Annotated in this window: 24 protein-coding genes and 1 pseudogene; 9 read left to right on the top strand and 16 right to left on the bottom strand. The window is 63.3% G+C overall.

What is annotated here, in order from left to right; translation table 11 throughout:
- Positions 1–6: 6 nt before the first annotated feature.
- The 3 genes from DT068_RS05925 (at position 7) to DT068_RS05915 (ending at position 5,664) form a co-directional block, all read left to right on the top strand.
- Entirely contained in the window at positions 7–2,127 is a 2,121-nt protein-coding gene (locus DT068_RS05925; protein ID WP_119388888.1) for a dipeptide ABC transporter ATP-binding protein, read from the top strand.
- A gap of 216 nt (positions 2,128–2,343) precedes the next feature.
- The gene (locus DT068_RS05920; protein ID WP_119388887.1) at positions 2,344–3,807 is read left to right on the top strand and encodes an amidase; all 1,464 of its coding nucleotides are present in this window, start codon (positions 2,344–2,346) and stop codon (positions 3,805–3,807) included.
- A gap of 183 nt (positions 3,808–3,990) precedes the next feature.
- Positions 3,991–5,664, top strand: a complete 1,674-nt coding sequence (locus DT068_RS05915) for an ABC transporter substrate-binding protein (protein ID WP_119388886.1) — start codon at positions 3,991–3,993, stop codon at positions 5,662–5,664.
- A gap of 364 nt (positions 5,665–6,028) precedes the next feature.
- Here DT068_RS05915 and DT068_RS05910 read toward each other — a convergent pair whose 3' ends face one another.
- The 7 genes from DT068_RS05910 to DT068_RS05880 form a co-directional block, all read right to left on the bottom strand.
- Positions 6,029–6,853, bottom strand: a complete 825-nt coding sequence (locus DT068_RS05910) for an alpha/beta hydrolase (protein ID WP_119388885.1) — start codon at positions 6,851–6,853, stop codon at positions 6,029–6,031.
- Entirely contained in the window at positions 6,850–7,467 is a 618-nt protein-coding gene (locus tag DT068_RS05905) for a dimethylsulfonioproprionate lyase family protein (protein ID WP_162914021.1), read from the bottom strand. The genes DT068_RS05910 and DT068_RS05905 overlap by 4 nt, the downstream gene beginning before the upstream one ends.
- The gene (locus DT068_RS05900; RefSeq protein WP_119388883.1) at positions 7,464–8,105 is read right to left on the bottom strand and encodes a dimethylsulfonioproprionate lyase family protein; all 642 of its coding nucleotides are present in this window, start codon (positions 8,103–8,105) and stop codon (positions 7,464–7,466) included. The genes DT068_RS05905 and DT068_RS05900 overlap by 4 nt, the downstream gene beginning before the upstream one ends.
- A gap of 11 nt (positions 8,106–8,116) precedes the next feature.
- Complete coding sequence (locus DT068_RS05895; RefSeq protein ID WP_119388882.1) at positions 8,117–9,262, bottom strand: iron-containing alcohol dehydrogenase; 1,146 nt, start codon at positions 9,260–9,262, stop codon at positions 8,117–8,119.
- 334 nt (positions 9,263–9,596) lie between these two features.
- Positions 9,597–10,859 carry a M24 family metallopeptidase gene (locus DT068_RS05890; RefSeq protein WP_119388881.1) on the bottom strand — a complete coding sequence of 421 codons (1,263 nt, stop codon included), beginning with the start codon at positions 10,857–10,859 and terminating at the stop codon, positions 9,597–9,599.
- 2 nt (positions 10,860–10,861) lie between these two features.
- A complete protein-coding gene (locus tag DT068_RS05885; RefSeq protein ID WP_119388880.1) occupies positions 10,862–11,785 on the bottom strand; it encodes an ornithine cyclodeaminase family protein in 924 nt (307 codons plus the stop codon).
- A complete protein-coding gene (locus DT068_RS05880; RefSeq protein ID WP_119388879.1) occupies positions 11,785–12,492 on the bottom strand; it encodes a DUF1194 domain-containing protein in 708 nt (235 codons plus the stop codon). The genes DT068_RS05885 and DT068_RS05880 overlap by 1 nt, the downstream gene beginning before the upstream one ends.
- Before the next feature lie 317 nt (positions 12,493–12,809).
- Here DT068_RS05880 and moaA point away from each other — a divergent pair, with 317 nt between their 5' ends.
- Together moaA and DT068_RS05870 are read left to right on the top strand one after the other, a co-directional pair.
- Entirely contained in the window at positions 12,810–13,841 is a 1,032-nt protein-coding gene (gene moaA / locus DT068_RS05875) for a GTP 3',8-cyclase MoaA (protein ID WP_119388878.1), read from the top strand.
- On the top strand, positions 13,838–14,452 hold the full coding sequence (locus tag DT068_RS05870) for a DsbA family protein (RefSeq protein WP_119388877.1): 615 nt from the start codon (positions 13,838–13,840) through the stop codon (positions 14,450–14,452). The genes moaA and DT068_RS05870 overlap by 4 nt, the downstream gene beginning before the upstream one ends.
- A gap of 59 nt (positions 14,453–14,511) precedes the next feature.
- Here DT068_RS05870 and DT068_RS05865 read toward each other — a convergent pair whose 3' ends face one another.
- From DT068_RS05865 to DT068_RS05845, 5 genes are all read right to left on the bottom strand, one after another.
- Positions 14,512–15,090, bottom strand: coding sequence for a periplasmic heavy metal sensor (locus DT068_RS05865; protein ID WP_119388876.1), 579 nt, complete (start codon positions 15,088–15,090; stop codon positions 14,512–14,514).
- A gap of 49 nt (positions 15,091–15,139) precedes the next feature.
- Positions 15,140–15,589, bottom strand: a complete 450-nt coding sequence (locus tag DT068_RS05860; RefSeq protein WP_119388875.1) for a c-type cytochrome — start codon at positions 15,587–15,589, stop codon at positions 15,140–15,142.
- Complete coding sequence (locus DT068_RS05855; RefSeq protein ID WP_119388874.1) at positions 15,589–16,473, bottom strand: WD40/YVTN/BNR-like repeat-containing protein; 885 nt, start codon at positions 16,471–16,473, stop codon at positions 15,589–15,591. The genes DT068_RS05860 and DT068_RS05855 overlap by 1 nt, the downstream gene beginning before the upstream one ends.
- A gap of 33 nt (positions 16,474–16,506) precedes the next feature.
- Positions 16,507–17,073, bottom strand: coding sequence for a hypothetical protein (locus DT068_RS05850; RefSeq protein ID WP_119388873.1), 567 nt, complete (start codon positions 17,071–17,073; stop codon positions 16,507–16,509).
- A gap of 90 nt (positions 17,074–17,163) precedes the next feature.
- Complete coding sequence (locus tag DT068_RS05845; protein WP_119388872.1) at positions 17,164–17,493, bottom strand: hypothetical protein; 330 nt, start codon at positions 17,491–17,493, stop codon at positions 17,164–17,166.
- A gap of 198 nt (positions 17,494–17,691) precedes the next feature.
- Between DT068_RS05845 and DT068_RS05840 the strand changes: the two genes are divergently transcribed.
- The gene (locus DT068_RS05840; RefSeq protein WP_119388871.1) at positions 17,692–18,867 is read left to right on the top strand and encodes a magnesium transporter; all 1,176 of its coding nucleotides are present in this window, start codon (positions 17,692–17,694) and stop codon (positions 18,865–18,867) included.
- 24 nt (positions 18,868–18,891) lie between these two features.
- On the opposite strand, the gene DT068_RS05835 is transcribed toward DT068_RS05840, so the two are convergent.
- Complete coding sequence (locus tag DT068_RS05835) at positions 18,892–19,944, bottom strand: DMT family transporter (protein ID WP_119388870.1); 1,053 nt, start codon at positions 19,942–19,944, stop codon at positions 18,892–18,894.
- Between the two features lie 198 nt (positions 19,945–20,142).
- Here DT068_RS05835 and DT068_RS05830 point away from each other — a divergent pair.
- Positions 20,143–20,733 (top strand): annotated as a pseudogene (locus DT068_RS05830) (L,D-transpeptidase); the annotation flags it as partial.
- A gap of 157 nt (positions 20,734–20,890) precedes the next feature.
- On the opposite strand, the gene DT068_RS05825 reads toward DT068_RS05830, so the two are convergent.
- Positions 20,891–22,132, bottom strand: coding sequence for an MFS transporter (locus DT068_RS05825; RefSeq protein WP_119388868.1), 1,242 nt, complete (start codon positions 22,130–22,132; stop codon positions 20,891–20,893).
- A gap of 2 nt (positions 22,133–22,134) precedes the next feature.
- On the bottom strand, positions 22,135–22,911 hold the full coding sequence (locus DT068_RS05820; protein WP_368904467.1) for an MBL fold metallo-hydrolase: 777 nt from the start codon (positions 22,909–22,911) through the stop codon (positions 22,135–22,137).
- Positions 22,912–22,945: 34 nt separating this feature from the next.
- On the opposite strand from DT068_RS05820, the gene DT068_RS05815 reads away from it, so the two are divergent.
- Both DT068_RS05815 and DT068_RS05810 read left to right on the top strand, forming a co-directional pair.
- Entirely contained in the window at positions 22,946–23,617 is a 672-nt protein-coding gene (locus tag DT068_RS05815) for an ArsR/SmtB family transcription factor (RefSeq protein ID WP_119388866.1), read from the top strand.
- A 28-nt stretch (positions 23,618–23,645) separates the two neighbouring features.
- Positions 23,646–24,887 (top strand): MFS transporter, encoded by a 1,242-nt coding sequence (locus DT068_RS05810; protein WP_119388865.1) that lies wholly within the window; start codon positions 23,646–23,648, stop codon positions 24,885–24,887.
- A gap of 107 nt (positions 24,888–24,994) precedes the next feature.
- On the opposite strand, the gene DT068_RS05805 is transcribed toward DT068_RS05810, so the two are convergent.
- The gene (locus DT068_RS05805) at positions 24,995–25,567 is read right to left on the bottom strand and encodes a hypothetical protein (protein WP_119388864.1); all 573 of its coding nucleotides are present in this window, start codon (positions 25,565–25,567) and stop codon (positions 24,995–24,997) included.
- Positions 25,568–25,846 lie beyond the last annotated feature (279 nt).

The raw sequence follows: 25,846 nt of genomic DNA, 5'->3' as shown, positions 1-25,846 counted from the left end.
GGAACGATGTGTGCAGCTCAGACACCGGTTCTCGAATGCAAGAACGTCTCGATCTCCTACTACACCCGCGCCGGGGCTGTGCCGGCGGTCTATGACTTCAACCTCACCGTAAATCCGGGCGAGGCAGTCGGTATCGTCGGCGAGTCCGGCTGTGGCAAGTCCACCGTGGCGCTCGCCATCATGCAATATATGGGCAGGAACGGCGCCATCACGGGCGGCGAGATCAAGTTCATGGGACGCGACATGCGCACCATGTCGCAAGAGGAGCTGCGCAAGATCCGCGGCTCGCAGATCTCGATGGTCTATCAGGAGCCGATGGCTTCGCTGAACCCGTCGCTCCTCATCCGCACCCAGCTTACCGAAGTGCTGGTGATCCACGAAGGGATCAGCGAGGATGCCGCCTATAAGCGCGCCGTCGAGGTGCTGGAAGCGGTGCGGCTGCCCGATCCGAACCGGATCATGAATTCCTATCCGCATCAATTGTCGGGCGGCCAGCAGCAGCGCGTCGTCATCGCCATGGCGCTGCTCTCCAACCCGAAGCTCCTGCTGCTCGATGAGCCGACCACCGCGCTCGACGTCACGGTTGAAGCCGGCGTGGTCGAATTGATCAAGGACATCTCGAAGCGCTTCGGCACGTCGATGATCTATATCTCGCATAATCTCGGCCTCATCCTCGAGACCTGCGACCGCATCTGCGTCATGTATTCGGGCCAGGCGGTCGAAGTCGGCAAGGTGAAGCAGGTCTTCGACCATATGCGCCATCCCTATACGCGCGGCCTGTTCTCCTCGATCCCGCTGCCGGGGGCGGACCGCTATGCGCACCCGCTCGTGCCGATCCGCGGGCAATTGCCGCTGCCGCGCGACCGGCCGAAGGGCTGCACTTTCGGGCCGCGCTGCGATTTCTTCGAAGCTGGGCGCTGCGACAAGCCGATTGCGATGCTCGACATCAAGGGCGATCCCGGCCACGAAGCGCGCTGCATCCGCTACGCTGAGATCGACTGGAAGAAATATAGGCCCAAAGGCCTCGAGGCCGAGCCGATCGTACCGGGACCGCCGGTGCTGCAGATCAAGAACATGAAGAAATACTACGAGATCCGCGACAACTCGATCGCCGCGATGATCTCCGGCCAGAAGTCGCGCTTCGTGAAGGCCAATGAAAAACTCGATTTCGAGGCGCGCGAGGGCGAGACCGTCGCCATCGTGGGTGAATCCGGCTGCGGCAAGAGCACGCTCGCCAAGGTTCTCATGGGACTCGAGGAATCGACCGGCGGCGAAGTGCTCGTCAACGGGCTCGAAGTCGGCCACATGCCGGTGCGCAAGCGTCCGGCGGGGCTGATATCCAGCCTGCAGATCGTGTTCCAGAATCCCTTCGAGACCCTTAATCCGAGCCATTCGGTTGGCGCCCAGATCGCCCGCGTGTTGCGCAAGTTCGGCGTTGCCAAGAACCGCGACGAGGCGGAGCGCAAGACCTATGAGCTGCTCGACATGGTCAAGCTGCCGCGCGAATTCGCCCAGCGCAAGCCGCGCCAGCTCTCAGGCGGCCAGAAGCAGCGCATCGGCATCGCGCGCGCCTTTGGCGGCGAGGCGGCGGTCGTCATTGCCGATGAGCCGGTCTCCGCCCTCGATGTGTCGGTGCAGGCGGCGGTAACGGGCCTCCTCACCGATATCCAGCGCAAGAAGCGCACGACCCTCGTCTTCATCAGCCACGATCTTTCGGTGGTGCGCTATCTCGCCGACCGCATCGTCGTCATGTATCTCGGTCACATCATGGAACAGGGAACGACCGAGGAAGTCTTCTCGCCGCCCTATCATCCCTATACCGAGGCGCTGCTCTCGGCCGTGCCGATCGCCGACACCTCCGTCACCAAGAAGCATATCGTGCTCAAGGGCGAGTTGCCTTCGCCCATGAACCCGCCCCCGGGCTGCCCGTTCCAGACCCGCTGCCCGCGCAAGATCGGCGCCATCTGCGAGACGGAGATGCCGCCCAACAAGGACATGGGCAATGGCCATATGATCATGTGCCACCTGCCGGACGATGTGCTGAAATCGATGGAGCCGGTCATCAAGGTGGGGCGCCACGATCCGGACGACACGACGCCGGCAGTGGAGACGTCGGCGAAGCATTAGCTACTGCAGAGACATATGACTGTGACGAATGCAGGCATGAAGCCTCCCGCCAATCCGTCATCCCGGCGAAAGCCGGGATTCACTAAACTCTATCCGTACGAGCAATGCTTCCCAGGTTGCACTTATTCAGGGGATCCCGGCTTTCGCCGGGATGACGGTGTAGAGTGAGCGTCGCTTCCCTGAATTCTTCCGATTTCTAGTTGCCTGCCGACATCCATGACCACCAAACTTCCCATCCATCTGCAACCAGCCCTCACCCAGGCGCGCCTCCTGCGCTCGCGCAAGATCAGCGCGCGCGAATTGCTCGATCTCTGCTGGACGCAGGTCGGGAAACACAACCCCGCCCTCAATGCGGTGATCGTCAGCGACATCGCGCGGGCCCGCAAGCTGGCCACCGCCGCCGACCGGCGCCTCAAGGCGGGCAAGCCCAAAGGCGTCTTCGACGGCGTGCCGATGACGATCAAGGAAAGCTTCGACTGGACGGGAACCCCGACCAGCTGGGGCGATCCGCGCTTTGCCCGAAACATCGCCAGGTCGGATGCCGTGGCGCTTACCCGCCTCACTGATCAGGGGGCCGTCATGTTCGGCAAGACCAATGTGCCGTTGATGCTTGCCGACTGGCAAAGCTTCAATGCCGTCTACGGTACGACGAACAATCCCTGGGACGTGACGCGCTCGCCGGGTGGCTCGTCCGGCGGGTCGGCGGTGGCGCTGGCCACCGGCATGAGCGCGCTCGAGATCGGCTCCGATATCGGCGCCTCGATCCGCAACCCGGCGCATTATTGCGGCGTCTACGGCCACAAGCCGACCTATGGCATCGTGCCGATGCGCGGCCAGTTCCTGCCCGGTATCGTGAGCCCGAGCGATATTTCCGTCGCCGGCCCCATGGCGAGGAGCGCCCGCGACCTCACCTTGATGCTCAAGCTTCTGGCCGGTCCCGACGGGGTCGAGGCGCGGGCATCGCGGCTTGAGCTGCCGGCGCCTCCGCAGAAATCCTTCAAGGACTTCCGCGTCGCCGTCATGCTGAGCGACCCGGTGAGCGAGGTGGACCAGCCGGTGCAGGATCTGCTGGGCCAATTGGTCAAGTTCCTGTCCCGGCGCGTGAAGCGTCTGTCGCTGACGGCGCGGCCTTCCTTTTCCACCCGCGAGGCGATGGACAATTACATAACGCTCCTGCGCTCGGCCACCAGCCGGCGGCAGAGTGATGCCGAATTCGCCCAGAACCAGAAACGGGTGGAGGGCTTCCGACCAGGTGATGACAGCTATTTCGCCCATATGACCCGTGCCTATGTCCTCCCGCACCGCTCCTGGCTTATGGCCAATGAGCGACGCCACCAGATGCGCCTGCTATGGGACCGGTTCTTCCAGGACTGGGATGTCATGATCTGCCCGGCGGCCGCCTCCGCCGCCTTCCCGCATGACCAGAAGGGCGAAAGGCATGAGCGGACGATCCTGGTGAACGGGCGGAAGGTGCCGACCACCGACCAGCTGTTCTGGGCGGGCTATTCCGGCGGCTTCTACCTGCCCTCGACGGTGGCGCCCATGGGGCTGACCCAGCAGGGCCTGCCCGCCGGCGTCCAGATCATCACCCGGCAATATGGCGACCTGGTCAGCCTGCGCTTCGCCGAACTCCTGGAACGGGAATATTATGATTTCGTGCCGCCGCCGGACCATCACTAGGCGGAAATATGCAACTGACTGTCACTGCGATGCGTAAATTCCATTCACCATTTGCGTATTCCTTTGACGGTGATAGCATCTTCCAAAGGGCGCAAACGGCTCGAAAAACGACGTCCGACCCAACAGGACGCCCGCGTTCATCTTTTACAGGAACCCCCATAATGGGAGGGAGGAAGAGGACAAATGTCAGACAAAGAACACATCTGGATTCCGAAGCTGAAACAGCAGCTCGCGGACAAGAAGATCGATCGGCGCGAATTCGTCCGCTATGCCAGCCTGCTCGGCATGTCGTCCGGTGTCGCCTATATGTGGGCCGGCAAGATCACCGGCGAGCCTTTGGCGCCGCCGGCCATGGCGCAGGACATGCCCAAGGGCGGCATTCTCAAGATCGCCCAGCGCATTCCCAAGGTCGACAACCCGCACACCTTCTCGTGGGTCTATGACTCGAATGTCGCGCGTCAGGTCTGCGGCTATCTCACCCGCACCGGCGTCGACAATGTCACCCGTCCGCATCTGTGCGAGAAGTGGGAAGCCTCCGAAGACCTCAAGACCTGGACCCTTCACATCAGGAAGGACGCCAAGTGGCGCAAGGGCGACGACTTCACCGCCGAGCATGCGGCCTGGAACATCAAGCACTGCCTCGACCCGAAAGTCGGCTCATCCGTCGTCGGCCTGATGAAGGGCTATATGCTGAAGGATGTCGATACCGGCACCAAGGACGACAAGGGCAATGCGGTGATGACCACCGAATTGTGGGATGCCAATGCGATCGAGATCAAGGACGCGAAGACACTGGTCCTCAACCTGGCGCAAGCCCAGGTCGCGGTGCCGGAGCATCTCTTCCACTATCCGTTCCTGATGCTCGATCCGGCCGAGAACGGCGCCTTCGCCGTGGGTTCGAACGGCACCGAATCCTTCGACCTCGTCGAACTGGAAGTGAACCGCAAGGCCGTCCTCAAGCGTCGCCCCGACTCGCCGGGCTTCGTCGATGAACTGCATTTCATCGATCTCGGCGACAATCCGGCAGCGGTCGCGGGCGCCCTTGCCTCCAAGCAGGTCGACGGCATCTATCAGGGCAATATCGAGCAGTTCGACCTCTACAAGGGCATGCCGCATGTCGAAATCCACCAGGTGGTGACGGCACAGACCGCGGTCGCGCGCATGCAGATGACCCAGAAGCCTTTCGACAATCCGAAAGTGCGCAAGGCGATCCGCCTCGCCACCGACCCTGAGAAGTGCCTGCAGATCGCGCATAAGGGTGTCGGCCAGGCGGCCGAGCATCACCATGTCTGCACGGTGCATCCCGACTACAAGAAGCTCAATCCGATGGGCTATCAGCCGGAAGAGGCGAAGAAGCTTCTGGCCGAAGCAGGATTCCCGGACGGCATCGAGATCGAGATCAACTGCAAGCCGGATCCGTCATGGGAGCAGGCGGCGGTCGAAGCGATGGCGGAGCAGTGGAAGGCCGGCAATGTCCGCGCCAAGATCAATGTGCTGCCCTCGGCGAAGTTCTGGGAGCTGTGGACGGAAGTGCCCTTCGGCTTCACCGAATGGACCCACCGGCCGCTCGGCTTCATGGTGCTGGCGCTCGCCTATCGCACCGGCGTGCCGTGGAACGAGTCGCGCTATTCGAACGCCAAGTTCGACGAGCTGCTCGGCAAGGCGGAAGGCACGCTTGATGTCGACAAGCGCCGCGAAATCCTTGGCGAGCTCGAAACGATCATGCAGGAAGATGGGCCGATCACCCAGCCCCTGTGGCGGTCGGTCTATGCCGCCTATGACAAGCGGGTGAAGGGCTTCGAGATCCATCCGACGCTCTATATCTTCGGCGAGACGCTGGCCATTTCGCCGGCATAGGCTCTCTGCCGTCTGACAAGACAGGGCCCGCGAGCGATGCTCGCGGGCTTTTTGTTTCTGGCGACCGTCATCCCGGCGAAAGCCGCTATCGGATTCACCCAATTCATCCTTCCCCCTTGCGGGGAAGGTGTCTACCCGGCCTTGGCCGGGTAGACGGATGGGGGTAGCGCCGCGAGAACAGTATTGATGGAATTAAGCAATCTGATGCCTTCAGCGCTGAGGCATCATCTCCCAATTTCGCTGAGTTTCGCTTGCTGCTCGACCCCCATCCGGCGCTGCGCGCCACCTTCCCCGCGCTTCGCGGGGGGAAGGAGGAATGTGTGCACCGACAGCGACCTTCGCCGGGATGACGAAAATTTTGATTTCACTGCCCCGCATGCCGGTCGAAGAACATCATCTCGCTCGTCCAGGTCTCGGGCGAGAAGATCGTGCTGTGGGTGCCACCCGGCACGACGGTGAGCTGCTTCGGCTCATTGGCCAGCGCGAAGAGCTTCTCCCCTTCGCTCAGCGGAATGGCGCCATCCTGATCGCCATGGGTGATGAGGAGAGGCGCATGCACCTTGCCGATGTAGTCGAGCGAGTCGAACTTGTCCTTCATGAGCAGGCGAACGGGCAGCCACCAATAGCGCTGGCCTGCGACACTGGCGGCCGAGGCGAAGGTCGCCTCGAGCGCCAGCGCCGCGACGGGCTTCTCTGCGGCAAGCTGCACCGCCACGCCGCCGCCCAGGGATTCGCCCACCAGCATGATCTCCGCGGGCTTGATCCCCTGCGCGGTCAGCCAGTCATAGGCGGCAAGCGCATCGCGCACCAATCCCGCTTCGCTGATGTTTCCGCTGCTCGCCCCATAGCCGCGATAGGACAGGAAGAAGACGCCGAAGCCTCCGGCCTGGTAGGCCGCGAAGCGCTCGCCCCGGCCGGCGATCTCGCCACCATTGCCATGCAGGAACAGGATGGTCGGCCGTTCCGGCGGCGCCTTGGCATACCAGGCCTGCAGCGTCTCGCCATCGCTCGTCGCAAGCTTCAGATCCGCGACACCCGCGAGCCCCACCGCACTGGCCGAGAGCCCCTGGTGATCGGGAAAATACTGATGGTCGCGCTGGGTCACATACATGTAGCCGGCCGCCAGCAGATAGGATGCCAGCGCGAGGACGCAAACGGCGCGCAACAGCCAGAACAGATCCAGGCTCATGCCCGCTCCAGAAGCTTCGCAGGCACGCCGACATCGCGCGTCCAGGCCCAAATGGCCAGGAGCGGGCCATCCAGCGTCTTGGTCGCATGGCTCATCATCGGCATATGCCAGATCGTCTCTCCGGCCTTACGCTCGGTAAACGCGCTGTTGTCGCAGCGCCACTTGCTGGGTCCGGTCAGGAGCCAATAGAGCTCGGGCGCCGGATGGTGGTGATCGGGATAGTGTCGGTACGGCCCGAGCAGCATGAGGCCCATGAGGAAATCCTCGCCCAAGAAGAAGCCGCCGGGACCGATGAGTTCGGCATAGGCGTAATTGTCCATGTAACCCTCGCCCATCAGCTCATCCGAATAGTTCGGATTCTGCTTCCAGTGCAGGAACTCGTCGATCTCGGCGAGAGCGGCGGCGACATCGGGGGCGAGGAACATGGAGGCCGCGACGCATTCCGGCAGATGGCGGCAGGCGGGCAGCCGGTGCGGCACCGGTATCCTGACCGAGGCGGGCGAAAGGTCCTGGACGGCCAGGCGCGCCTTCACATCGGCGCTCCCCTCGCCTTTGAGCGCGCGGCGGATGGCATCGATCATCCAGATCGCCGAACCGTAGATCTCGTCGTTCAAAGCCTGGCCTCTATTTCTGCCCAGTCCGGCGCCGCCGCCACGACCGACACGCCCTCGACATCCTTCGTCCAGGCATATAGTGCAAGGAAGGGCTGACGGCGAACCAAAGTCGCATGAACCTGCATCGGCTCGTTCCAGATGGCGGCGTGGGCCGGGTATTCTCGCCAGCTTTCGCCTGCTCCGAAGCGCCATTCATGCGGACCGGTCAACGGCACATAGAGCTCGGGCGCCGGGTGAAAATGATCGCGATAGAGCGTGCCGGGGGCAATGAGGAAGAGGCCGAGCGCGAAATCCTCGGCCGGAATGAAACCGGCGCCGCCGATCAGGGTCACGAAGGCATGGGCACGGGGAAAGCGCTCGCCGATCTTCGCGCGCGGATAGGCGTCGTAAGTGACCCAGCCGAGCTGCGGACGGATATCCTCGATCGCCCCGCGGAGCGCATCGGCACCGGCCATGGCCAGCAGTGCTTCATCGAGATGGCCGCATGAGGGCGGCGCCGCCTTTGCCGTCCTGCGCGCCGCCTCACCGGCGGAACGGGCAATGCCGTCCCTGACATCCTTGATGCCGGGACCGTCACGCCGCGCGAGATAGGTGTCGATTTCAGCGATCAGCCTGGTGACCGCCTCCGGATGGCACATGTTTCCTCTCTTCAGGCCAGCGCATAGACGGATTTGGCCAGCTTGAGAAGGTCATCATCGGTGATGTCGCGCACCGTGTTCCTGCGCATCGGCGCATGGGCGGCGGATGCCATGCGCTCGGCCAGGAGCTCGGGCCGGGCCAGATCGAGACCATCGCCGGCAAGGCTCACCTTGATGCCGGAGCGGCGCACCAGGTCTTCGAAGGCGGCCGCCACGTTTCCTTCCCTGCCCATGGCTTCCGCCACTTTCGCGAAAGCGGCGGGATTGCCGTCCTTCACCCAATCGATGGTGGCGAGCATGGCAAGACCGGTCGCGCGCCCATGCGGCACCGGGGCAAGCTCGGCCATGGCATGCGAGATATTATGCGCCAGTGCCGTGCCGCAATTGTCGATGCCGATGCCGGCATAGCAGCTGCCGAGCAGCAATTCGCCGCGCGCGTCGAGATCCCGGGTTGTCTTCACCGCGCGCTCGAGGGCGCCGGCGATGAGCGTGATGGCGCGGTGGCAATAGAGGTCATTCGCCTGTTGCGCATTTCGGTTGGTGCAGGCCTCGATCGCATGCACCAGGGCGTCGAGCCCGGTCGCGGCGGTGACGGATTGGGGCACGCCCACCGTCAGCTCGGGGTCGAGCAGTGCGAGGACGGGCTTCAGCTCATTGCCCCAGGCCCAGACCTTTTCCTGCGCGGCATTGGTGAAAATGCAGGTGCGGGTCACTTCGGCGCCGGTGCCGGCGGTGGTCGGCACCGCGATGAGCGGCAAAGGCTCGGCCGGCAGGGCTGTCGCGCAGAACTGATAGGCCGCGACCGGCTTGCCCGAAACGGCGCAGGCTGCAACGAGCTTCGCCGTGTCCAGCGCCGTGCCGCCACCAAGGCCGATCACCGCCTTGGCGCGGGCGTCGCGGGCCAGTGCCGCGGCCTTGTCGATATCGCCGGCCTTGGGCTCGCCCTTGAAGGCATCATAGAGGCTCACCTCGTGGCCGGCCTCGGCCAGAAGCTTCGTCACCTTGGCCACGGTGCCCGCCGCCGTCAAAGCGGGATCGGCCACCAGCATCACGGCGGCGCCCCTGCCGGCCAGCGCCGTCACGCGCTTCGGCAGATCGGATAGAAGGCCGTTGCCGAAAGCGATTTCAGGGATGGGGGCGAGCGAGAAGGACTGCATGGGGCGCCGATCGACAGTTGAGACCGGACCGGCTCTAGATAGCCGGAAGCGGGCGATCAAGCGTCAAACCGGCTCACCTGTTTTGCCCCTCGCCCGCCGATTCATACATTTCCTCCTTCCTCCGCAAAGCGGGGGAAGGTGGCGCGCAGCGCCGGATGGGGGTGGTGCCGCGCGAAATCGTGTTGCAGGCCTTTGCACCTGAGGCCTCCGCGCCGAAACACACTCACGCAGCTTTCCGGAAATTTCGTCGGTTGCTCCACCCCATCCGGCGCTACGCGCCACCTTCCCCGCGCTTCGCGCGGAGAAGGAGCTTAGCAGGGCAAGGGTGAGATCGTCACACCCAATCCTCGAACGGAAAACTGTCCAGCCGTTTCGTGCCGGTATCGGTGACGACCACCTGGATCTCGAGCTTGACCGTCTCGCCGGCGCGCACGGAGCCGGTGCAGCTTTCGACGCAGATGCACATGCCGGGCTCGAACACGCCGTCATAGCCCTTGCCCATGTCCATATCGACATGCGTCGGCACCGAGGGATACTCATCGCACAGCCCAACGCCATGCAGCGCCACGCCATAGCGGTTCTCGTGATATTCCTCGGGCATGCGCAGCGACCTGTCGTTGAATTCGCGGAAGCTCATGCCGGGCCTGATGATCGACCAGTTGTGCATGATCTGCTCATGCGCGTAAGCATAGAGTTCCTTCTGTGACGGCTTCGGCTTGACGAGGCCGACCGTCCATGAGCGCGAGAGATCGGCACAATAGCCATAAGGCCCGATGAGATCGGTATCGAAGGAGAGCATGTCGCCCTCCTTGCCGACATGGGGCGAGCATTCCTTGAACCAGGGATAGGTGCGCTCGCCGATGGCGAGGAGCCGCGTCTCGATCCATTCGCCGCCATTGCGGATATTCTCATAGTGGAGCTCGGCCCAGATCTCGTTCTCGGACTTGCCGGGCAGCGAATTCTCGCGCATGCGCCACATGCCGGCTTCGGTCACCTTGATGGTCCAGTCCATCATCTCGAGCTCGTCCGCCGATTTGATCATCCGCGCCGTCTCGGTGATCTCCTGGCCCTCGACGATGGTGATGCCGCGCTCGCGCAGGAGATCGACGCCCAGGGGCTCCATCTTGTCGACCGCGAGGCGCATATTGCCGCCGCCATGCTGGCGCACCAGGCCGGCGATCTCATCCGCCCATTTCCTGGCGCTCGCCTCGAGATTGGGGCCACTGGCGAAATAGAACCAGCTGATGCAGGGGCGGACCTCGTCCACCATCGGCAGGCCCTCCGCCAGATGCTGGGCCTGCGCATATTCGAAGCAGATGGTCGGGCCGTCCGTCGCGATGAAGGCGTAGCGCGAGGGATTGTGCATCGTCCAGATCTGCATGTCCGAGCAGTCGGTCGCATAGCGGATATTGAGCGGGTCATAGACCAGGAGGCCTGCGACATCATGCTCGATGAGCTTCCGCTTGATGCGGCCATGGCGGTAGGCCCTGACCCGCGCCAACGTCTCAGGCCGGATCGGATCCTTCAGCGGCCTGCTGCCGGCATCGAAATTGAGATAGGCGGGCTTGCGCGGGTCGCTGAAGACTTTCACGTCCATGGCTACGTCGTCCCAAGGTTGCGCCAGATGAACAAGGCGGTGAACAGATCGAGATGGGCGCCGCCGCCATTCTTGAACAGCGTGATGTCGCCCGGTCTGCGGTTCACCGCGTAGCCATCGCGGCAGAGCTCAAACAGATCAGCTTCGATATCTTGGCGTCGAATGACGCCGCGCCGCAAGGGATCAGCCAGATCACCAGGCTGGTCGATGGCGAACCAGCGGCTGTCGACGAAGAGGCGGGCGCGGCTGACCGCCGCGTCATCGCATTCGCGCATCTCGGGCGTGAAGCTGCCAACGAGGTCGAGATGAGAGCCCGGTTTCAGCCATTCGCCTTTGACCAGCGGCGTCGTCGCGGCGGTGGCGCAGCTCACGATATCCGCCTGGCGCACGACTGTCTCGAGATCATCCGTCATCTCGGCCCCGACCGCCTCGGCAAGCTTCACCGCCTTGCCGCGGTCGCGGTTCCAGATGAAGACCTTCTCGATCGACGGGTGGATGGCGCGGTGTGCGTCGATGAGATAGGGCGACAGGCCGCCTGCTCCCACCATCACCAGGATGCGGGGCTCAGGACTGGCGAGAAGCCGGGCGCCGAGCGCTGAATCGGCCGCCGTCTTGCGATAAGTCAGAGCCGTGCCGTCGAGGACGGCCAGCGGTTCGCCGGTCTTGCCATCGAACAGCGGATAAAGCGCCTGGATGGCCGGCAGGTCCCTGTTGCCCGGAAAGACGGTGACGACCTTGGTGCCCATGGCGACACCCGGCTGCCAGGCCGGCAGGTTGAAATAGGTCTCGCGGAAAGCCCCCCGCTCTGCATAGAGCTGGGAACGGTCGACCTTGGGCTCAGGCCCCTTGTGGGCTTCGTGCAGGGCATCGCAGAGCTTCGTCCACACGCACAGGCGGTGGACCTCTTCGGAAGTGACAAACCGCATCAGGAGATACCGGGCCCCGTTATTTCACGCAGGAGCTTCTTATAGATCGCTTCCGAATAGGCCGCATAGTCATCCGCCGGAATGACGAAATTGCCCTGCCCGCCCACGACATTCTCCTCGAAATATTTATCGAGCGTCGGCCACTCATTGAGGATGGTGAGCGCATTGATGGTGATCCCCATCTTGACCACCTTATTGCGCGACAGCGCCACCGGCGGGCCGATATTGTTGCGCCCATCGGAGGAGATATCGATCACCTGGCGCTGGGTCGGCGGGGCCGATGCCAGGAGGGCGGCCCCATATTCGAGCGCCATCGAGATCGAGGTCCCGCCTTCGGCGAGGCGGCGCGGAATCTCGGTGAGTGCCGCGCCGAGACGATCGGCATCCTTGTCGGTGGCGAGGATGGTCCAGGGGATGATCACCATCTGATTGGCCTCGTCCGACCACTGCATGGCAATGACGGCGATCCGGCCATTCGGGCCCTTGGCTATCGCCTCCTTCACCTCCGGGCGCATGAAGGCCTGGCCCAGGCCCCGCATCTGCAAGCGGAACTCGTTGGCATCGACGCTGAAGGAGCAGTCGATGGCGAGGACGAGGGCCATATCCACTTCGGGCGCTTGCGCAAAAAGCGGGGCACGGCCCGGAACATTCACCAGTGTGAGGCCGAACAACAGGCAAAAAAGCGCCAGTACACCTCGCTTGGGCATGGAACCTCGAATCGCGGCCGATGCCTTGTCGGTTCGATCATATGGCCTCCATGACGGTCAGGTAAAGGCGCAAAGCCGACTCGCGGCTGCGACTGCTGCCAAAACGGCATTGGGGGATTCCGATCCCCGTCGCCATTGCGGGCTTTTCCGCCATTTTTCCATGGCCATGCGCATGGCCTGCCCGGGTGCCGACCGCCCGGCTGGCGCCTCGGGCGCCGCCAGCCGGCTTGCCGCCCGCCCCCGACCGGCATCATGGCCGAGGCCATCTCACGCCCGCCCTTGACGTTGGCCGGGCAAAGCCCGACATTCGGGGCGTTATGAATACTCCAATATCGCGCCCCGGCGTTGCCGGACCAGCCCTGGTTGACCCCTTTGGCCGGCACGTCACCTATCTGCGTGTGTCGGTGACGGACCGCTGCGACTTCCGCTGCGTCTATTGCATGGCGGAGGACATGACGTTTCTCCCCAAGAAGGACCTGCTGACGCTCGAGGAGCTGGAGCGGGTCTGCACCGCCTTCATCGGGCGCGGCGTGCGCAAGATCAGGCTCACCGGCGGCGAGCCGCTGGTGCGGCGCAATGTGATGTCGCTCATCGAAGCTTTGGGCCGGCATGTGCAGTCGAAGGCCCTGGAAGAGCTCACCCTCACCACCAATGGCAGCCAGCTCGCCCGCTATGCCGGCGAGCTCCATGCGCATGGGGTGCGGCGCATCAATGTGTCGGTCGACACGCTGGACGAGCGGAAGTTCCGCACCATCACGCGCTGGGGCGATCTCAGGAAGGTGAAGGACGGCATCGCCGCGGCGCAGAAAGCGGGACTTGCGATCAAGATCAATGCGGTGGCGCTCAAGGGTGTCAATGACGACGAGATCCCCGAGATGATCCGCTGGGCGCATGGCGAGGGCATGGACCTCACCCTGATCGAGACGATGCCGCTCGGCGATATCGATGGCGACCGCACCGACCAGTATCTGCCCTTGTCAGTGCTGCGCGCTGAGCTCCTCGACCAGTTCACGCTCGAGGACATTCCCTACAAGACCGGCGGCCCGGCGCGCTATGTGGAAGTGAAGGAGACCGGCGGGCGGCTCGGCTTCATCACGCCGCTCACCCATAATTTCTGCGAGAGCTGCAACCGCGTGCGCCTCACCTGCACCGGCACGCTCTATATGTGCCTGGGCCAGGAGGATGCCGCCGATCTGCGCGCGCCCTTGCGCGCGTCGGAAGGCAATGACCTCATCAATCAGGCGATCGATGAAGCGATCTCGCGCAAGCCCAAAGGGCATGATTTCATCATCGACCGGCGCCACAACAAACCGGCGCTGTCGCGCCATATGAGCGTCACCGGCGGGTGAGATACCGCCTCCTCTCCGTCGTCGCGGCATTCCTGCTGATCGTGGGTCTCAGCGGGGCGAGCCTGGCGCTCGATCTCAAGAGCCTGAATGACCCGCCGGGTATCGGGGAAATGGCGCTCGGCCCCGAAGATGCCAAGGTCACGATCATCGAATATTACAGCGCGTCCTGCTCGCACTGCGCGACCTTCCACAAGGAGACCTTCTCCGTCCTCAGGCGCGATTACATCGATCACGGCAGGATCCGTTTCGTATTGCGGGAGTATCCGCTCGACAAGGCGTCTCTGGCCGCCTCCATGCTGGCGCGCTGCGCGCCGAAGGAGAAGTTCTTCGCAATCATCGACGCCCTGTTCGAGACGCAGGACGCATGGACGAAGAAGCCCGCCACCGGCCTGCGCAAAGTGGCGCGGTTCTCGGGATTCATCCCCGTTTCTTTCGATGACTGCCTCGACAGTCGCGAACTGGCCGAAGGGATCCTGGCCATCAGGAACAAGGCCGCCAAGGAGTTCGGCGTGACCAGCACCCCCACCTTGTTCATCAATGGCGAGCGCCTCACCGGCGAGCGCGATATCGCCACCATCAAAAGCATCATCGATCCTATTCTCGGCAAATAGGGCCGCGGACGCCGGCTCCTCGCTTCAGTCCAACGCCGAGTTCGATCCCGGCAATCGCCTCATTCATTTGCCTTGGGCGCATGCTGATGATGCGGGTTCGAGCCTTCGCGCGAGGCATAGCCTCTCAGCTCGCCGTAGCGGGACACCTGCTCTTTGGAAAGCACCCCTATCATCGATAGATGATATTTGAGATGCGTCTGGCGGAGATCCGCCTCAGTCTGTCCAATGGCCTGTGTCGCCGCTTCAAGACTGGCAGGCGTGATCGCCAGGGTGGCAAACAGCCGGTCGAGCTCCGCCTCCTGCTCGATCAGGCGCCTTCCAAGCGGAATCGCCTCACGCTTCATGGAAGCGAATAGCGATCGGGTGAGCTCTCTCTGGCTTGGCGTGAGCATCAGGGCATCGGCATTTTCAAGAACATGGGCCGGGCCCGGATAGCCGTTGAGTTCAGCCGAGAGCGCAAAGCCTGCTCCACGTCCGGCGCTCAGATCGGCGACTTGCTGGTCTGAGAGCGCCTTGATCCCGCGCGTCTCAAGACCCGAGTAAGGCTTCTGTTCCTGCGCAACGCCCGGCAACGGCGCGATCAGGGTGGCCAGAGGCGGCAGAGCGGCCACGATGAGAAGTTTTACGAATTTTCGCATGTTGTTCTCCTGTTGCGAGCTTGGACTTGCGGATTTGCGGCCAAGGCTGTCATTGCCCGCCGGTCCTCCCATTCAGACGTTCCTGATACTGTCTCTCTCTTTCCGGCCACGTGCTCTTGATGAAGGCGATGACCGCCGCGATCTCCTCATCGCCAAGCACGCCGGCGAAGGCCGGCATGTCGCTCTCATAGTCCTCCCCCGCATAGGGCTTCAGCCCATGCTTGGTGATGCCGGCCAATACCTTGTCCGGATGATGCCAGGTGTGGCCGGACGCATCATGCGGCGGCGCCGGCAGGCGCCCATTGGGCAAGCGGGTCTGCCAATCGGCCTGCCCTTCGAGACTCTTGCCGTGGCAGCGCGCGCACTGCGCGTCATAGAGGGCCCGGCCAAGAGCGATCCGCTTGTCATCGAGACCATCCCCCTTCGCAGAGATGCGAAAGGCGACGAGCGCCGCCACGGCCGCCAGAAGAGCCAGTCCCCGGAGCGCGGGGCGCCGCATCAATCGGTTCTCTTGCCGAACGAGCGCCATGAGGCTCCGCCGTCCAGACTTTCCAGGACGTCATTGGCGTGAGTCGTCAGCGCGAGATGCTGGTCATTCCTGCCGTCGATCGCCAGATGCAGGGGGATGGCGTCGCCGAAATCATTCGAAAGCGGAGTCCATTCGCCGCCGCCGTCCTCGACTGTCCGCATCAGCCCGCGCCCCAGGACAAAGACATAGAGGACATTGCCGGAGCCGACCTTCACCGTGCTCACCACCTCGCCCTCGAAGGCCAGCGCCGTCCATGAGGCGCCCGCATCTTCCGATACATGAAGCCCGTCCTGCGTCGCCGCATAGAGACGTTGGCTTTTGAGCGACGAGGCGGCGATGGCGATGAGCTTGTCGGGAGGATTGCCGGTGATGGCCCATGTCGATCCGCCATCGCGGCTGACCTGGATCTGGCCATAGCTGCCATAGATGGTCTTCGGATCGCGGGAGCTTACATCCATCTGGTGGAAGTCGACCGGTCCATCGACACCAGGCGACAGCTGCTTCCATGTGGCCCCGCCATCGGAGGAATGCAGGAAGCCTGAATTGCCACCGCCCGCCGGATGGCCGCTGGCATAATAGCTCAGCGCGTCTGCCGGATCAGGCGAGAAGCCCATGAAATCCTGAACCGGCGAGACGCGTGTCGCGCTCCCGTCGGCGGCAAGCGCGAACATGCCGTGATGCGATGCGAGCAGCAGGACAGCCGACCCCGACCGGGCGAAGGCAATGCCATGATAGTGCGTGTGCTGCGCCAGCTCGGCGAGCGACTCGGCGGTCGCCGGCGCGACGGCGGCAACAGCGAAGAAGCTCGCGAGCGCTGAGACCGCGAGCCTGTCGACCGGGAATACCAGTTTCATGAGGAGGACTCCGTGGAAATCTGTTGCAGGAGATCAGTGAACATGGTCTGCGCCGCCGCATCCGTCGGACAGGTCCCAGACATGGGCGAGTTCCGGGCCACCGAATCCCCGATCGCGGACGAGCAATTTTCCGAGACCGCCATAGACATGCCAGCGCCAGCACCGGCAGCAGCAGGGGCCCTTCTCGGAGGACAGGTCCATCGCCTGGTCATAGGCCTTCTGCTGCTCCGGCCCGAGCTGAATCCCGTAGGCGGCCAAAAGCCGTTTCGCGTGTCCGGCCTCGATATCGTAAGGGTCCGGTGGTATCTCCGCGATGGCCATATGAGCCTGCAGGCCCGCGATCTGCTCGCGATAGCGATGGAGGTCCATCGGCCCGCAGCATGAGCCTTGCAGCCGCGCCGTATCCGGCATCGACGCAATGGAGTCGAGAAAGCTCTGCGAGCAGTTTGAATTCCCGTTCCCGGCGAGAAACCTGAAACGTTTCGAAATCTCGTCCGCGGCGGCGCTTGCGGCGCCGGGCAAGGCGAGATTGAGGGTGGCGGCGAGGCCGAGACAGATCGCCCCGCGCCGCGTCGCGATGGTGAGAGCAAAGTCAGTCATGCTGACGGTCTCCGGATGATTTGGCTGATGGCGAACGGCTCGCAGCCCATTTCCGTTGTCCGCCAGAGACGGACATGGGCTCGACAGGCCTTATCCGGGTGAAACCGGCGGCACCGTCAGCCATTCGCTCGGACGCGTCGCGGCGACGGTCGCATAGCGGACCTTTTCGGACATGACGATGTGAGCAATGCTCATCTCGGCGGTGGCCATCTGGCAGGTCATCTGAGGGCATCCCGTCAGCGCCATATCGGCCTTGGGACACATCTCGCAATCCATCATGCGCGGCTGAGCGGCGATCTGGCGGCTCTGATTTTCGGAGCCTCCTGCCTGCGGGGCAGCGGCAAAGGGGGCAAAAACCGCCAGGATCATGGCGATGATCGCGACGACCGCAAAGACCCGGAAGGACCGCAGGCTGCTCATTGGCGGATTATCCCGGTTCACCCGGGATTTGGCAACTCCGAAGGAAGGCAGAATATTGGGAACGATCAATTCCCACCCCTCGGTCCGACTAAAGAGATTGTAACATTTCGAAGCCCGCGGCTATGGTTAAGGTCCGGAATGAGTTGGGCGATTGTCTTTTGCCCGGCATGGCGGAAGCCGGGAATTCGGGAGAAGTTCATGAGCGAGCGAGACGACATTGCCTTCCTGGTGCGAGCGGTGCGCGGGCGCGTGCCCATGGACGCAGCCCAGATGCTGGCCAGGGAAACGCCCGAGCGCATCGGCGCGGTGCTGGCCGAGCTGCCGCCCATCGTCGCCGACCGGGTCAAGGCCTATCTGCCGCCGGACATTCAACTGCAGGCATCCGAATCCCAGGCGGAGGTCGTCGAGAACACGGTCGGCGAGATGATCGATCCGGCGCTCGCGGTGCTGCCGCAGTCGACGACCGTGGAGCAAGCGATCGCCTTCCTGCGCAATCACGCAACGCCGCAGCAGATCACCTATCTCTATGTCACGGATGCGAATGACAAGCTCATCGGCCTGACCGTCATCCGCGATCTGATCCTGGCAGAGCCGAGCCAGACGCTGCGCGATGTGATGCTGCCCGAGCCCTTCGCGCTGACCACGGATATGGATCTCGCCTCGGCCGTCAAGGCGGCCATCCATCGGCACTATCCGGTCTACCCCGTCGTCGATGCCGACCGTCATGTGATCGGGGTGGTGCGCGGCTGGCGCCTGTTCGAGCGCCAGGCGATCGAGATCAGCGCGCAATCGGGCCAGATGGTCGGTGTCGACAAGGAGGAGCGCCTCTATACGAGCATCTGGCAGTCCTTCAAGATGCGCCATCACTGGCTGCAGGTGAATCTGCTGACCGCCTTCCTGGCGGGTTTCGTGGTGAGCCTGTTCGAGGGCACCATCACCCAGATCGTGGCGCTGGCGGCCTTCCTGCCCATCCTGGCCGGGCAAAGCGGCAATACCGGATGCCAGGCGCTGGCCATCACCTTGCGCGGCATGACTTTGGGCGACATGGACGGCTATCCGGTGCGCAAGCTGCTCAGCAAGGAACTGATCCTGGGGGCGATGAACGGCCTGTTCACGGGCATCGTCGCGGGCCTGGCGATGTACTGGACCTCGGGCGGCGACAGCCCAGGCCAGGCGGTGATGCTTGGCCTCGTCATCCTTCTCGCCATGACCGGCGCCTGCATGGCCTCGGGGCTCTTCGGCGTGCTGGTGCCGCTGACGCTCAGGCGGTTCGGTGCGGACCCGGCCACCGCGTCCAGCATCTTCCTCACCACCGGCACCGATATCGCCGGCATGGGGCTGATGCTGCTGCTTGCGACCATATTGGTGCTTTAGGACAGCTCTCCCCTCCTCGATCCATCAGTGACCGTGGCGGTGATGCAGGTCCGGATAGTGCGGATGCTTGTGGGTCATCGGCGCGTGCTGGTGCCAGTGCGAATGCGGCTCTGATACCTCTCCGTCATGCGCGTGCCGGTGATGAGGGTCGTGCACATGGCTGTGCTCATGCTCGATGGCGTCATGATGATGCTCATGATCATGCTGCTCGGTCAGGTGCAGCCACAGGCCAATCGCCATCAGCGCGCCGGCGAAAAGCAGCTTGATCGTCAGCGGATCGTCCAGAACGGCGACGGAGAGCGCCGCGCCCAGGAAGGGAGCGAGCGAATAATAGGCGCCGGTGCGCGCAGTGCCGAGATGGCGAAGCGCCAGGATAAAGGCGACCAGGCTTACACCGATCACGAAGAAGCCGGTCAGGGCGGCAGCGAGCATGGTGAGCGCTCCCGGCAAGGATGCGCCGGCGAGGAGCCCGAGCGCCAGGTTCACGGTTCCGGCGACCAGGCCCTTGGCCATCGCGATGACCACCGGATCTCCGCCCGAGATCCGGCGGGTGAAATTGTTGTCGAGCCCCCAGGCGAGACAGGCTCCGGCGATAAGCAGCGCGCCGCCGTCGATCTCGATCCCGCTCCCCGTCCACGACAGCAGGCAAGCGCCGGCCAGTATGGCGAAGGCTCCGACGAGCAGGCGGCGGTCGACATTCTCCTTGTAGACCACCCAGGCGATCACCATCGTCGCCACACCTTCGAGATTGAGGAGAAGGGCGGCACTCGAAGCGGTCGTGGCCGTGAGCCCCAGCATGAGCAGAAGCGGCGCGATGACGCCCCCGGCGCCGATCGCCAGCGCAAGCCAGGGCAGATCCGGCGCGCCGATCGGAGCCTCCTTGTCGGTTGCGCGCCGCAGGCCGCGATAGACGGCAAGACCGAGGCCGGCGCCCAGATAGAGGAGGCCCGCGAGAACCAAGGGATGGACCTCCCGCAAGAGCAGCTTGGAGAGCAGCGGCGTCGCTCCGAACAAGACCGCGGATCCGAGCGCCAGGGGCACACCCGGCAGGAGTGGATTCGTATGCTGGTGATTCACGTCAGGGCCTCCGATGACCTCGGTTCGCGCAGACTATATCGGCCGCCATGGCTGCAACAGAGCCGCGATGTCTCAGCAGGCAGATCGCGACGATCGGTGCGGGCAATACAGCCGATCACGCTTTATTGAATGTCGCGGCCGCGGCGATCTGTATTAGGCCTTGAACCTCCAGCTGTTGAAGATTCTATCCCTGTCATCATGAACCGTCGAACATTCCTGACCCTCGCGACATTCACCGGCGCAGTTTCGCTTGGCATTCCTCAGGGACATGCAGCACCTGGCCATGACGAGTTTCCGATCGCTGAAGCCGATGCGGATCTCGTGCCGGCCAAATACCGGCGCCAGAGCGTTGCCTATGATGGCGGCGAGAGGCCCGGCACGATCGTCGTCGATACCGCCGGCAAGTTCCTCTACCTGGTTCAGCCGGGCGGCAAGGCCTTGCGTTACGGCATCGGTGTCGGAAGACAGGGTTTCTCCTGGTCGGGCCGCGCCGAGGTGAGGTGGAAGGCAAAATGGCCGCGCTGGACGCCACCCGCCGAAATGGTTGCCCGCGACCCGCTGGCGGCCAAATGGGCGAACGGAATGCCCGGCGGGCCGCGCAACCCGCTGGGCGCGCGGGCGCTCTATCTGTTCCAGGGCAAGGTCGACACGCTCTACCGGATCCACGGCACATTCGACCCGCAGTCGATCGGCAAGGCCGTGTCTTCGGGCTGCATACGTCTGCTCAATATCGATGTCGCCGATCTCTATGAGCGGGTGAAGCCCGGAGCGCAGGTCGTCGTCCGGCAATCAGGCTTCAACAACCTCCGGTCTGCGGAAGTGGAAAAGCCAAAGCCCGCGAAAAATCCGGTGACCGAACACAAGAAACATCGAACGCCTGCCGTTCGCCGGAATTTCAATCTGGATCTGGACAACGGCGCGCGCTGACATCGACCGGGCGCGATGGTCACCGCTCGCGCATGGCGATGGCGACGATCACACCCGACAGGAAGGTCAGCGCCGCGATCGACGCGATCGCCCAGGACAGGCCGAAAGCATCGGCGATGAGGCCGGCCGAGAGCGCGCCGATGGCATAGCCGAGATCGCGCCAGAAGCGATAGACGCTGAGCGACCGCGCCCGCCAGGTCGGATGCGAGGCGTCGGATACGGCGGCAATGAGGCTTGGATAGACCATCGCCGTGCCGAGGCCCAGAAGCAGGCTGGCCACCAGCCACCAGCCGAAGCCGCTCATGGCGGCCGTCATGAGCAGGCCAGTTGCCTGCACCCACATGCCGGCGACGATCAGTCCTTTGCGGCCCCAGCGGTCGCTCAACGGGCCGGTCGCGACCTGCAATATGCCCCAGGCCGCGGGATAGACTGCTTTCAGGATACCGATGCGCTCGACCCCCAGACCGAAGGATGCGAAGAACAAGGGGAAGATTCCCCAGCTCATGCCGTCATTGAGATTGTTGACGAGCCCCGCCTGCGATGCGGCAAAGAGATTGCGGTCGCGCCAGGTCGTGAGCATGAATATCTCGCGGAAGCCGATCGCCGCCGCCTGCCGCGGGTGGCGCGCGGCCTCGAGGCGGACATGCTCGCGCGTGTCGCGCACCAGCAGAACGGACAGGATCGTGCCGGCCGCGGCGTAGAAGATGCCGAGATAGATCGGCACGGGACGCAACCCGTATCGGGAGGCCAGATAGCCGGTGAGAAACGCGGTCACGCCGACGGCGAGATAGCCTGCAAACTCGTTGAGGCCGACTGCGAGACCGCGCGACTTCGGCCCCACGAGGTCGACCTTCATGATGACCGTCATCGACCAGGCGAGGCCCTGATTGATGCCGAGAAGCGCATTGGCGGCGACAACCCACTCCCAGTCCGGCGCCCAGGCGATCATGAAGGGCACCGGCAGGCCGAACAGCCAGCCCAGGATCAGCACATGTTTGCGGCCCCATTTGTCGGCGAGCTGGCCCGAGACGAGATTGGCGAAGGCCTTGACGACGCCGAAGCTGACGATGAAGGAGGCGACGAGCGTCGTCGAGGCGATGCCGAATTCTTCCGACCCGATCAGCGGCACGACGGTCCTCTCGATCCCGACCATGCCGCCGACAAAGGCATTGATCAGAGCGAGAAGCGCGAATTGCCGCCAGTTCTCGCGCAGTCCGAGGACGACCGGCGCGACATTCGGGTTGCGGTCTGCCCCCGCCACGATCAGGCGGCCGCGGCTTCGTTGCCGGAATTGATGGCCCGCAGGGCGCCCGCGTCGCGCAATGTCAGCGGCACCTCGACCAGCATGAAACGGACGAATTCCTTCTCGTCTTCGATTGCGAGCCCCTGGTTGTTGCGCCGCTCGAAGCCGATTGTCGACCATGGCTTGCCGCTGAGCCGACGGCCGCAGACGGAGCCGGCATAGGCGCCGGGCAGGACCTCGATATGATCGGGCAGCGCCTTCAACCGCTGCACGCTTTTGAACAGATCCCGCGCTCCCTGCACGGGATCGGCGGTGAGTTCCGTGCGGCCCAGATCTCCCACCATCAACGTGTGACCCGTCAACAGGAACCAGGGTTCTTCTGCGCGAGCCAGATCGCTTACCAGGAGACAGACGTGCTCGGGGGTGTGGCCCGGCGTATGGATGACCTTGGCAACAACATTGCCGAGCTTGAGCATATCGCCATCCTTCGCCGGCTTGAACGAGAACGACGCGACCGCGTCCGAAGGAAGCACATAGTCCGCGCCCGCGGCTCTCGCCAGGTGGCGCCCTGAGGAAATGTGATCCGCATGGATATGGGTATCGATGACCGTCTGGATCTTGATCCCGGCAGATTCGGCAGCTTTCAGATAGGGCTCGATCTCTCCCACCGGATCGACCACCGCCCCCGCAGCCCAAACGCCGCAACCAAAGAGATAGGAGATGCCTATTGGATCCTGATGCAGAAATTGACGGAGAATCATTAGCTTGCCTTTCTCACGCAAAAAGCCTATATTCATTCAATTGTTCTGCAGAATATGATATTGATCTCGGATGTCAAGCACCGGACCCAAACAGGCCATCTATGCAAGTCTTGCTGAAGTCGCTCAGGCGCTTGGCCATCCGCATCGTCTCGAACTCCTGGAACATCTTGGCCAGGGCGAGCGCAGCGTAGAGGAGCTGTCGGCACGGGCGAAACTCACTTTCGCCAATACCTCCCGCCATCTGCAGATTCTGAGGCGAGCATGTCTGGTGGAGCCCCACCGCCGCGGCAAGCACGTGTACTACCACCTCGCTGGCGACACCGAGGTGGTCATGCTTCTGCAGGCGCTCGGCCGCGTGGGTGAGCGCAACGTGGCCGAGATCTCACGCGTGATGGCTGATTATTTCCGCGCCCGCGACGCGCTCGAGCCTGTCTCGCGCAGGGATCTGCTCACGCGGCTTGAAGACGGGCTCGTTACCGTGCTCGATGTCAGGCCGCAGGACGAATTCTCTCTGGGCCATGTGCCAGGCGCGCTCAATATTCCCATGGCGCAACTCGAGAAGAGACTCGCCGAGCTTCCCATCGAGCGTGAGATCGTCGCCTACTGCCGAGGCCCCTATTGCGTTCTCTCCTTTGACGCCGTCGCGGCCCTGCGGGCCAAGGGCTACAGGATCCACCGATTGGAAGACGGCTACCCCGAATGGAAGGCGGCGGGCCTTCCGGTCGAAACGGCCGGGCAATGAAACAGAACGGAAGATTGCAGATCTCGGAATGATCGGCCGGCCCATGCATCGTCAGGTATTTCTCCTTGCCGCGGCGCAGGCGCTGTTCCAGACGGCCTCTGTCCTGGTCATGACGGTTGGCGGACTTGCCGGCGGTCAGATAGCTTCCCGGCCAGAGCTCGCCACCATGCCCATCGCGGCCATGTTTCTCGGAACCGCTCTCGCAACCTTTCCGGCATCGATGTGGATGTCTCGGGTCGGACGACGATTGGGCTTCATCCTCGGCGCGCTTCTTGGCGTTGCGGGAGGATTGATCGCCGCCGCCGGCATTTACCTGGGTCTCCTGGCCGTGCTCGCTTTCGGCACATTCCTGATCGGTGCCTACCAGGCATTCGCGCAATTCTACCGCTTCGCGGCCAGCGAGGTCGCCGACGAGGCTTTCCGGTCGCGCGCCATATCGTTCGTGCTGGGCGGCGGAATCGTGGCGGCGCTGGCCGGCCCCCTTCTCGGACGCCTGGGCGGCCCGCTGCTGGAGCCGCTCTATGTCGGGTCATTCCTGCTCCTCGCCCTCGTCTCCGCCATCGGCGCCGGCATCCTCCTGGGCTTGCGCGTTCCCACACCCCCGGCGGCGCGCGGCGAGGCGCTTCAAGGCAGGCCGTGGCGGGCAATAGTGTTCCAGCCGGCATATCTCGTCGCCCTGTTCGGCGCCGCGACCGGTTATGGTGTCATGATACTCGCAATGACCGCGACACCGCTTGCGATGGCGCATCACCATCATGATCTGCCCGCCGCCGCAACTGTCATCCAGCTTCATGTGCTCGGCATGTTCCTGCCGTCCTTCTTTACCGGCTCACTTGTCGCCCGCTTCGGTGTGCTGCGGATAATGCTCGCCGGAGTCGCGCTCCTCGCCGGCCACGTGCTCGTGACCTTGACGGGAGTGGGCTTTGGTTCCTTTGCCGGCGCCCTTGTCCTGCTGGGACTGGGTTGGAATTTTCTTTATGTCGGGGGCACCACCCTGCTCACGACAACCTACACGGCAGAAGAAAAGAGCCGCGCCCAGGCTACCAACGACATGACGATCTTCGTCGTCGGCCTTGCGTGCTCATTCAGCGCGGGCGCGCTCCTGCAAACATTCGGGTGGCAGACGCTGAACACGCTGCTGCTGCCGTGGCTCGCATCTGCCGCTTTCGCGCTGCTGGGCCTCGGATACCGCCAGGCTTCGCCTGCCGGACGGCAAGAAAAGGACAGAGCGCCTGATGGCGAGACAGCAACGCAGGGCTCAACCAGATAGGCGCGCCGCGGATGGCTCGAAGCTGGCGACGTGCTCAATACGAGACCCTATGAGCAACTGAAGAAACTTCTTGTGCGCTGATCGTGAGGTAGAGGCTACGAAGCTCGTTATAAAGCTCTCCGCCTCAGGATCTGCCCATTTGATGCACTCACCGTGATTCTGTAGCGGATCCCGCCTTTTGTGGCATGCAGTCCGTAGCTGCTGCCGCTGCAATCATAAGCGCGCACATTGCGATAGCCCTGTCGACGCAGAAGCCTGCGCGCGTCGGCGCAACTGATGCTCAAGCTGTCGTAGTAATACGGGTCGTACAGATAGGGGTCGTAGTAGAAGGGGTCATAGTAGAGGGGGGATCTCCAACCCCAATAGACATCTGGCCCGTTGTGCCGGTGGCGATGGTGCCTGTGAAAGCGACGGTGCGCCGAACGATAGCGCTTTTGCTTGGGATGGTAGCGCTTATGAAATCTCTGATGGTGCGAGCCATAGCTGAACTTGAGGCGTCGCATCTTGTGGGCGACGAGGAAGATGCCGGCATCGAGGGTTTCTGGGACCTGTGCTTCCAACGGATGGGAAACTGCCGTCGTGGCTGCGGCGAGAGCGGAATTCGTATCCGAGCAACCGCCCGCAAACACTGCCATGAAGATGAAGCCCAAAACGGATAACCTTCTTATGACATTGCTCATTGGATTTCCCGCTTTTGGAAGTTGGCTACCCTTGAGCGAGTTGCGAGGCAGCTGCATTGACTCAGGTCAAGTCCGGCGAAGACCAGGTGATCAGGTCTGCCGGCGGGAGAGCTGACTTTTTCCCGATCCAGATCGAACGGAGCTGGATAGACTCTTAGCCGCCGCGCCCTGATGCGCCGATGGCGGAGCTTCTCCTGCAAGATCTGCCAAGGGGCATCTCCCGAAGCGCAATATCACAAGCGCAACCTCGTCTAACGTTGCATCAACAAACTCAGGCAT

Source organism: Taklimakanibacter lacteus, assembly GCA_003576695.1.
GTDB lineage: Bacteria > Pseudomonadota > Alphaproteobacteria > Rhizobiales > Aestuariivirgaceae > Taklimakanibacter > Taklimakanibacter lacteus.
Note: the sequence above shows the minus strand (reverse complement) of the source record. Positions and strands in the feature narration are given on the sequence as shown.

Excerpts from the sequence above, each read along its gene's own strand:
- DT068_RS05925 (WP_119388888.1), top strand. The coding sequence starts at position 7 with ATGTGTGCAGCTCAGACACCGGTTCTCGAATGCAAGAACGTCTCGATC.
- DT068_RS05920 (WP_119388887.1), top strand. The coding sequence starts at position 2,344 with ATGACCACCAAACTTCCCATCCATCTGCAACCAGCCCTCACCCAGGCG.
- DT068_RS05915 (WP_119388886.1), top strand. The coding sequence starts at position 3,991 with ATGTCAGACAAAGAACACATCTGGATTCCGAAGCTGAAACAGCAGCTC.
- DT068_RS05910 (WP_119388885.1), bottom strand. The coding sequence starts at position 6,853 with ATGAGCCTGGATCTGTTCTGGCTGTTGCGCGCCGTTTGCGTCCTCGCG.
- DT068_RS05900 (WP_119388883.1), bottom strand. The coding sequence starts at position 8,105 with ATGTGCCATCCGGAGGCGGTCACCAGGCTGATCGCTGAAATCGACACC.
- DT068_RS05895 (WP_119388882.1), bottom strand. The coding sequence starts at position 9,262 with ATGCAGTCCTTCTCGCTCGCCCCCATCCCTGAAATCGCTTTCGGCAAC.
- DT068_RS05890 (WP_119388881.1), bottom strand. The coding sequence starts at position 10,859 with ATGGACGTGAAAGTCTTCAGCGACCCGCGCAAGCCCGCCTATCTCAAT.
- DT068_RS05885 (WP_119388880.1), bottom strand. The coding sequence starts at position 11,785 with ATGCGGTTTGTCACTTCCGAAGAGGTCCACCGCCTGTGCGTGTGGACG.
- DT068_RS05880 (WP_119388879.1), bottom strand. The coding sequence starts at position 12,492 with ATGCCCAAGCGAGGTGTACTGGCGCTTTTTTGCCTGTTGTTCGGCCTC.
- moaA (WP_119388878.1), top strand. The coding sequence starts at position 12,810 with ATGAATACTCCAATATCGCGCCCCGGCGTTGCCGGACCAGCCCTGGTT.
- DT068_RS05865 (WP_119388876.1), bottom strand. The coding sequence starts at position 15,090 with ATGCGAAAATTCGTAAAACTTCTCATCGTGGCCGCTCTGCCGCCTCTG.
- DT068_RS05860 (WP_119388875.1), bottom strand. The coding sequence starts at position 15,589 with ATGCGGCGCCCCGCGCTCCGGGGACTGGCTCTTCTGGCGGCCGTGGCG.
- DT068_RS05855 (WP_119388874.1), bottom strand. The coding sequence starts at position 16,473 with ATGAAACTGGTATTCCCGGTCGACAGGCTCGCGGTCTCAGCGCTCGCG.
- DT068_RS05850 (WP_119388873.1), bottom strand. The coding sequence starts at position 17,073 with ATGACTGACTTTGCTCTCACCATCGCGACGCGGCGCGGGGCGATCTGT.
- DT068_RS05845 (WP_119388872.1), bottom strand. The coding sequence starts at position 17,493 with ATGAGCAGCCTGCGGTCCTTCCGGGTCTTTGCGGTCGTCGCGATCATC.
- DT068_RS05840 (WP_119388871.1), top strand. The coding sequence starts at position 17,692 with ATGAGCGAGCGAGACGACATTGCCTTCCTGGTGCGAGCGGTGCGCGGG.
- DT068_RS05820 (WP_368904467.1), bottom strand. The coding sequence starts at position 22,911 with ATGAATATAGGCTTTTTGCGTGAGAAAGGCAAGCTAATGATTCTCCGT.
- DT068_RS05815 (WP_119388866.1), top strand. The coding sequence starts at position 22,946 with ATGTCAAGCACCGGACCCAAACAGGCCATCTATGCAAGTCTTGCTGAA.
- DT068_RS05810 (WP_119388865.1), top strand. The coding sequence starts at position 23,646 with ATGATCGGCCGGCCCATGCATCGTCAGGTATTTCTCCTTGCCGCGGCG.
- DT068_RS05805 (WP_119388864.1), bottom strand. The coding sequence starts at position 25,567 with ATGAGCAATGTCATAAGAAGGTTATCCGTTTTGGGCTTCATCTTCATG.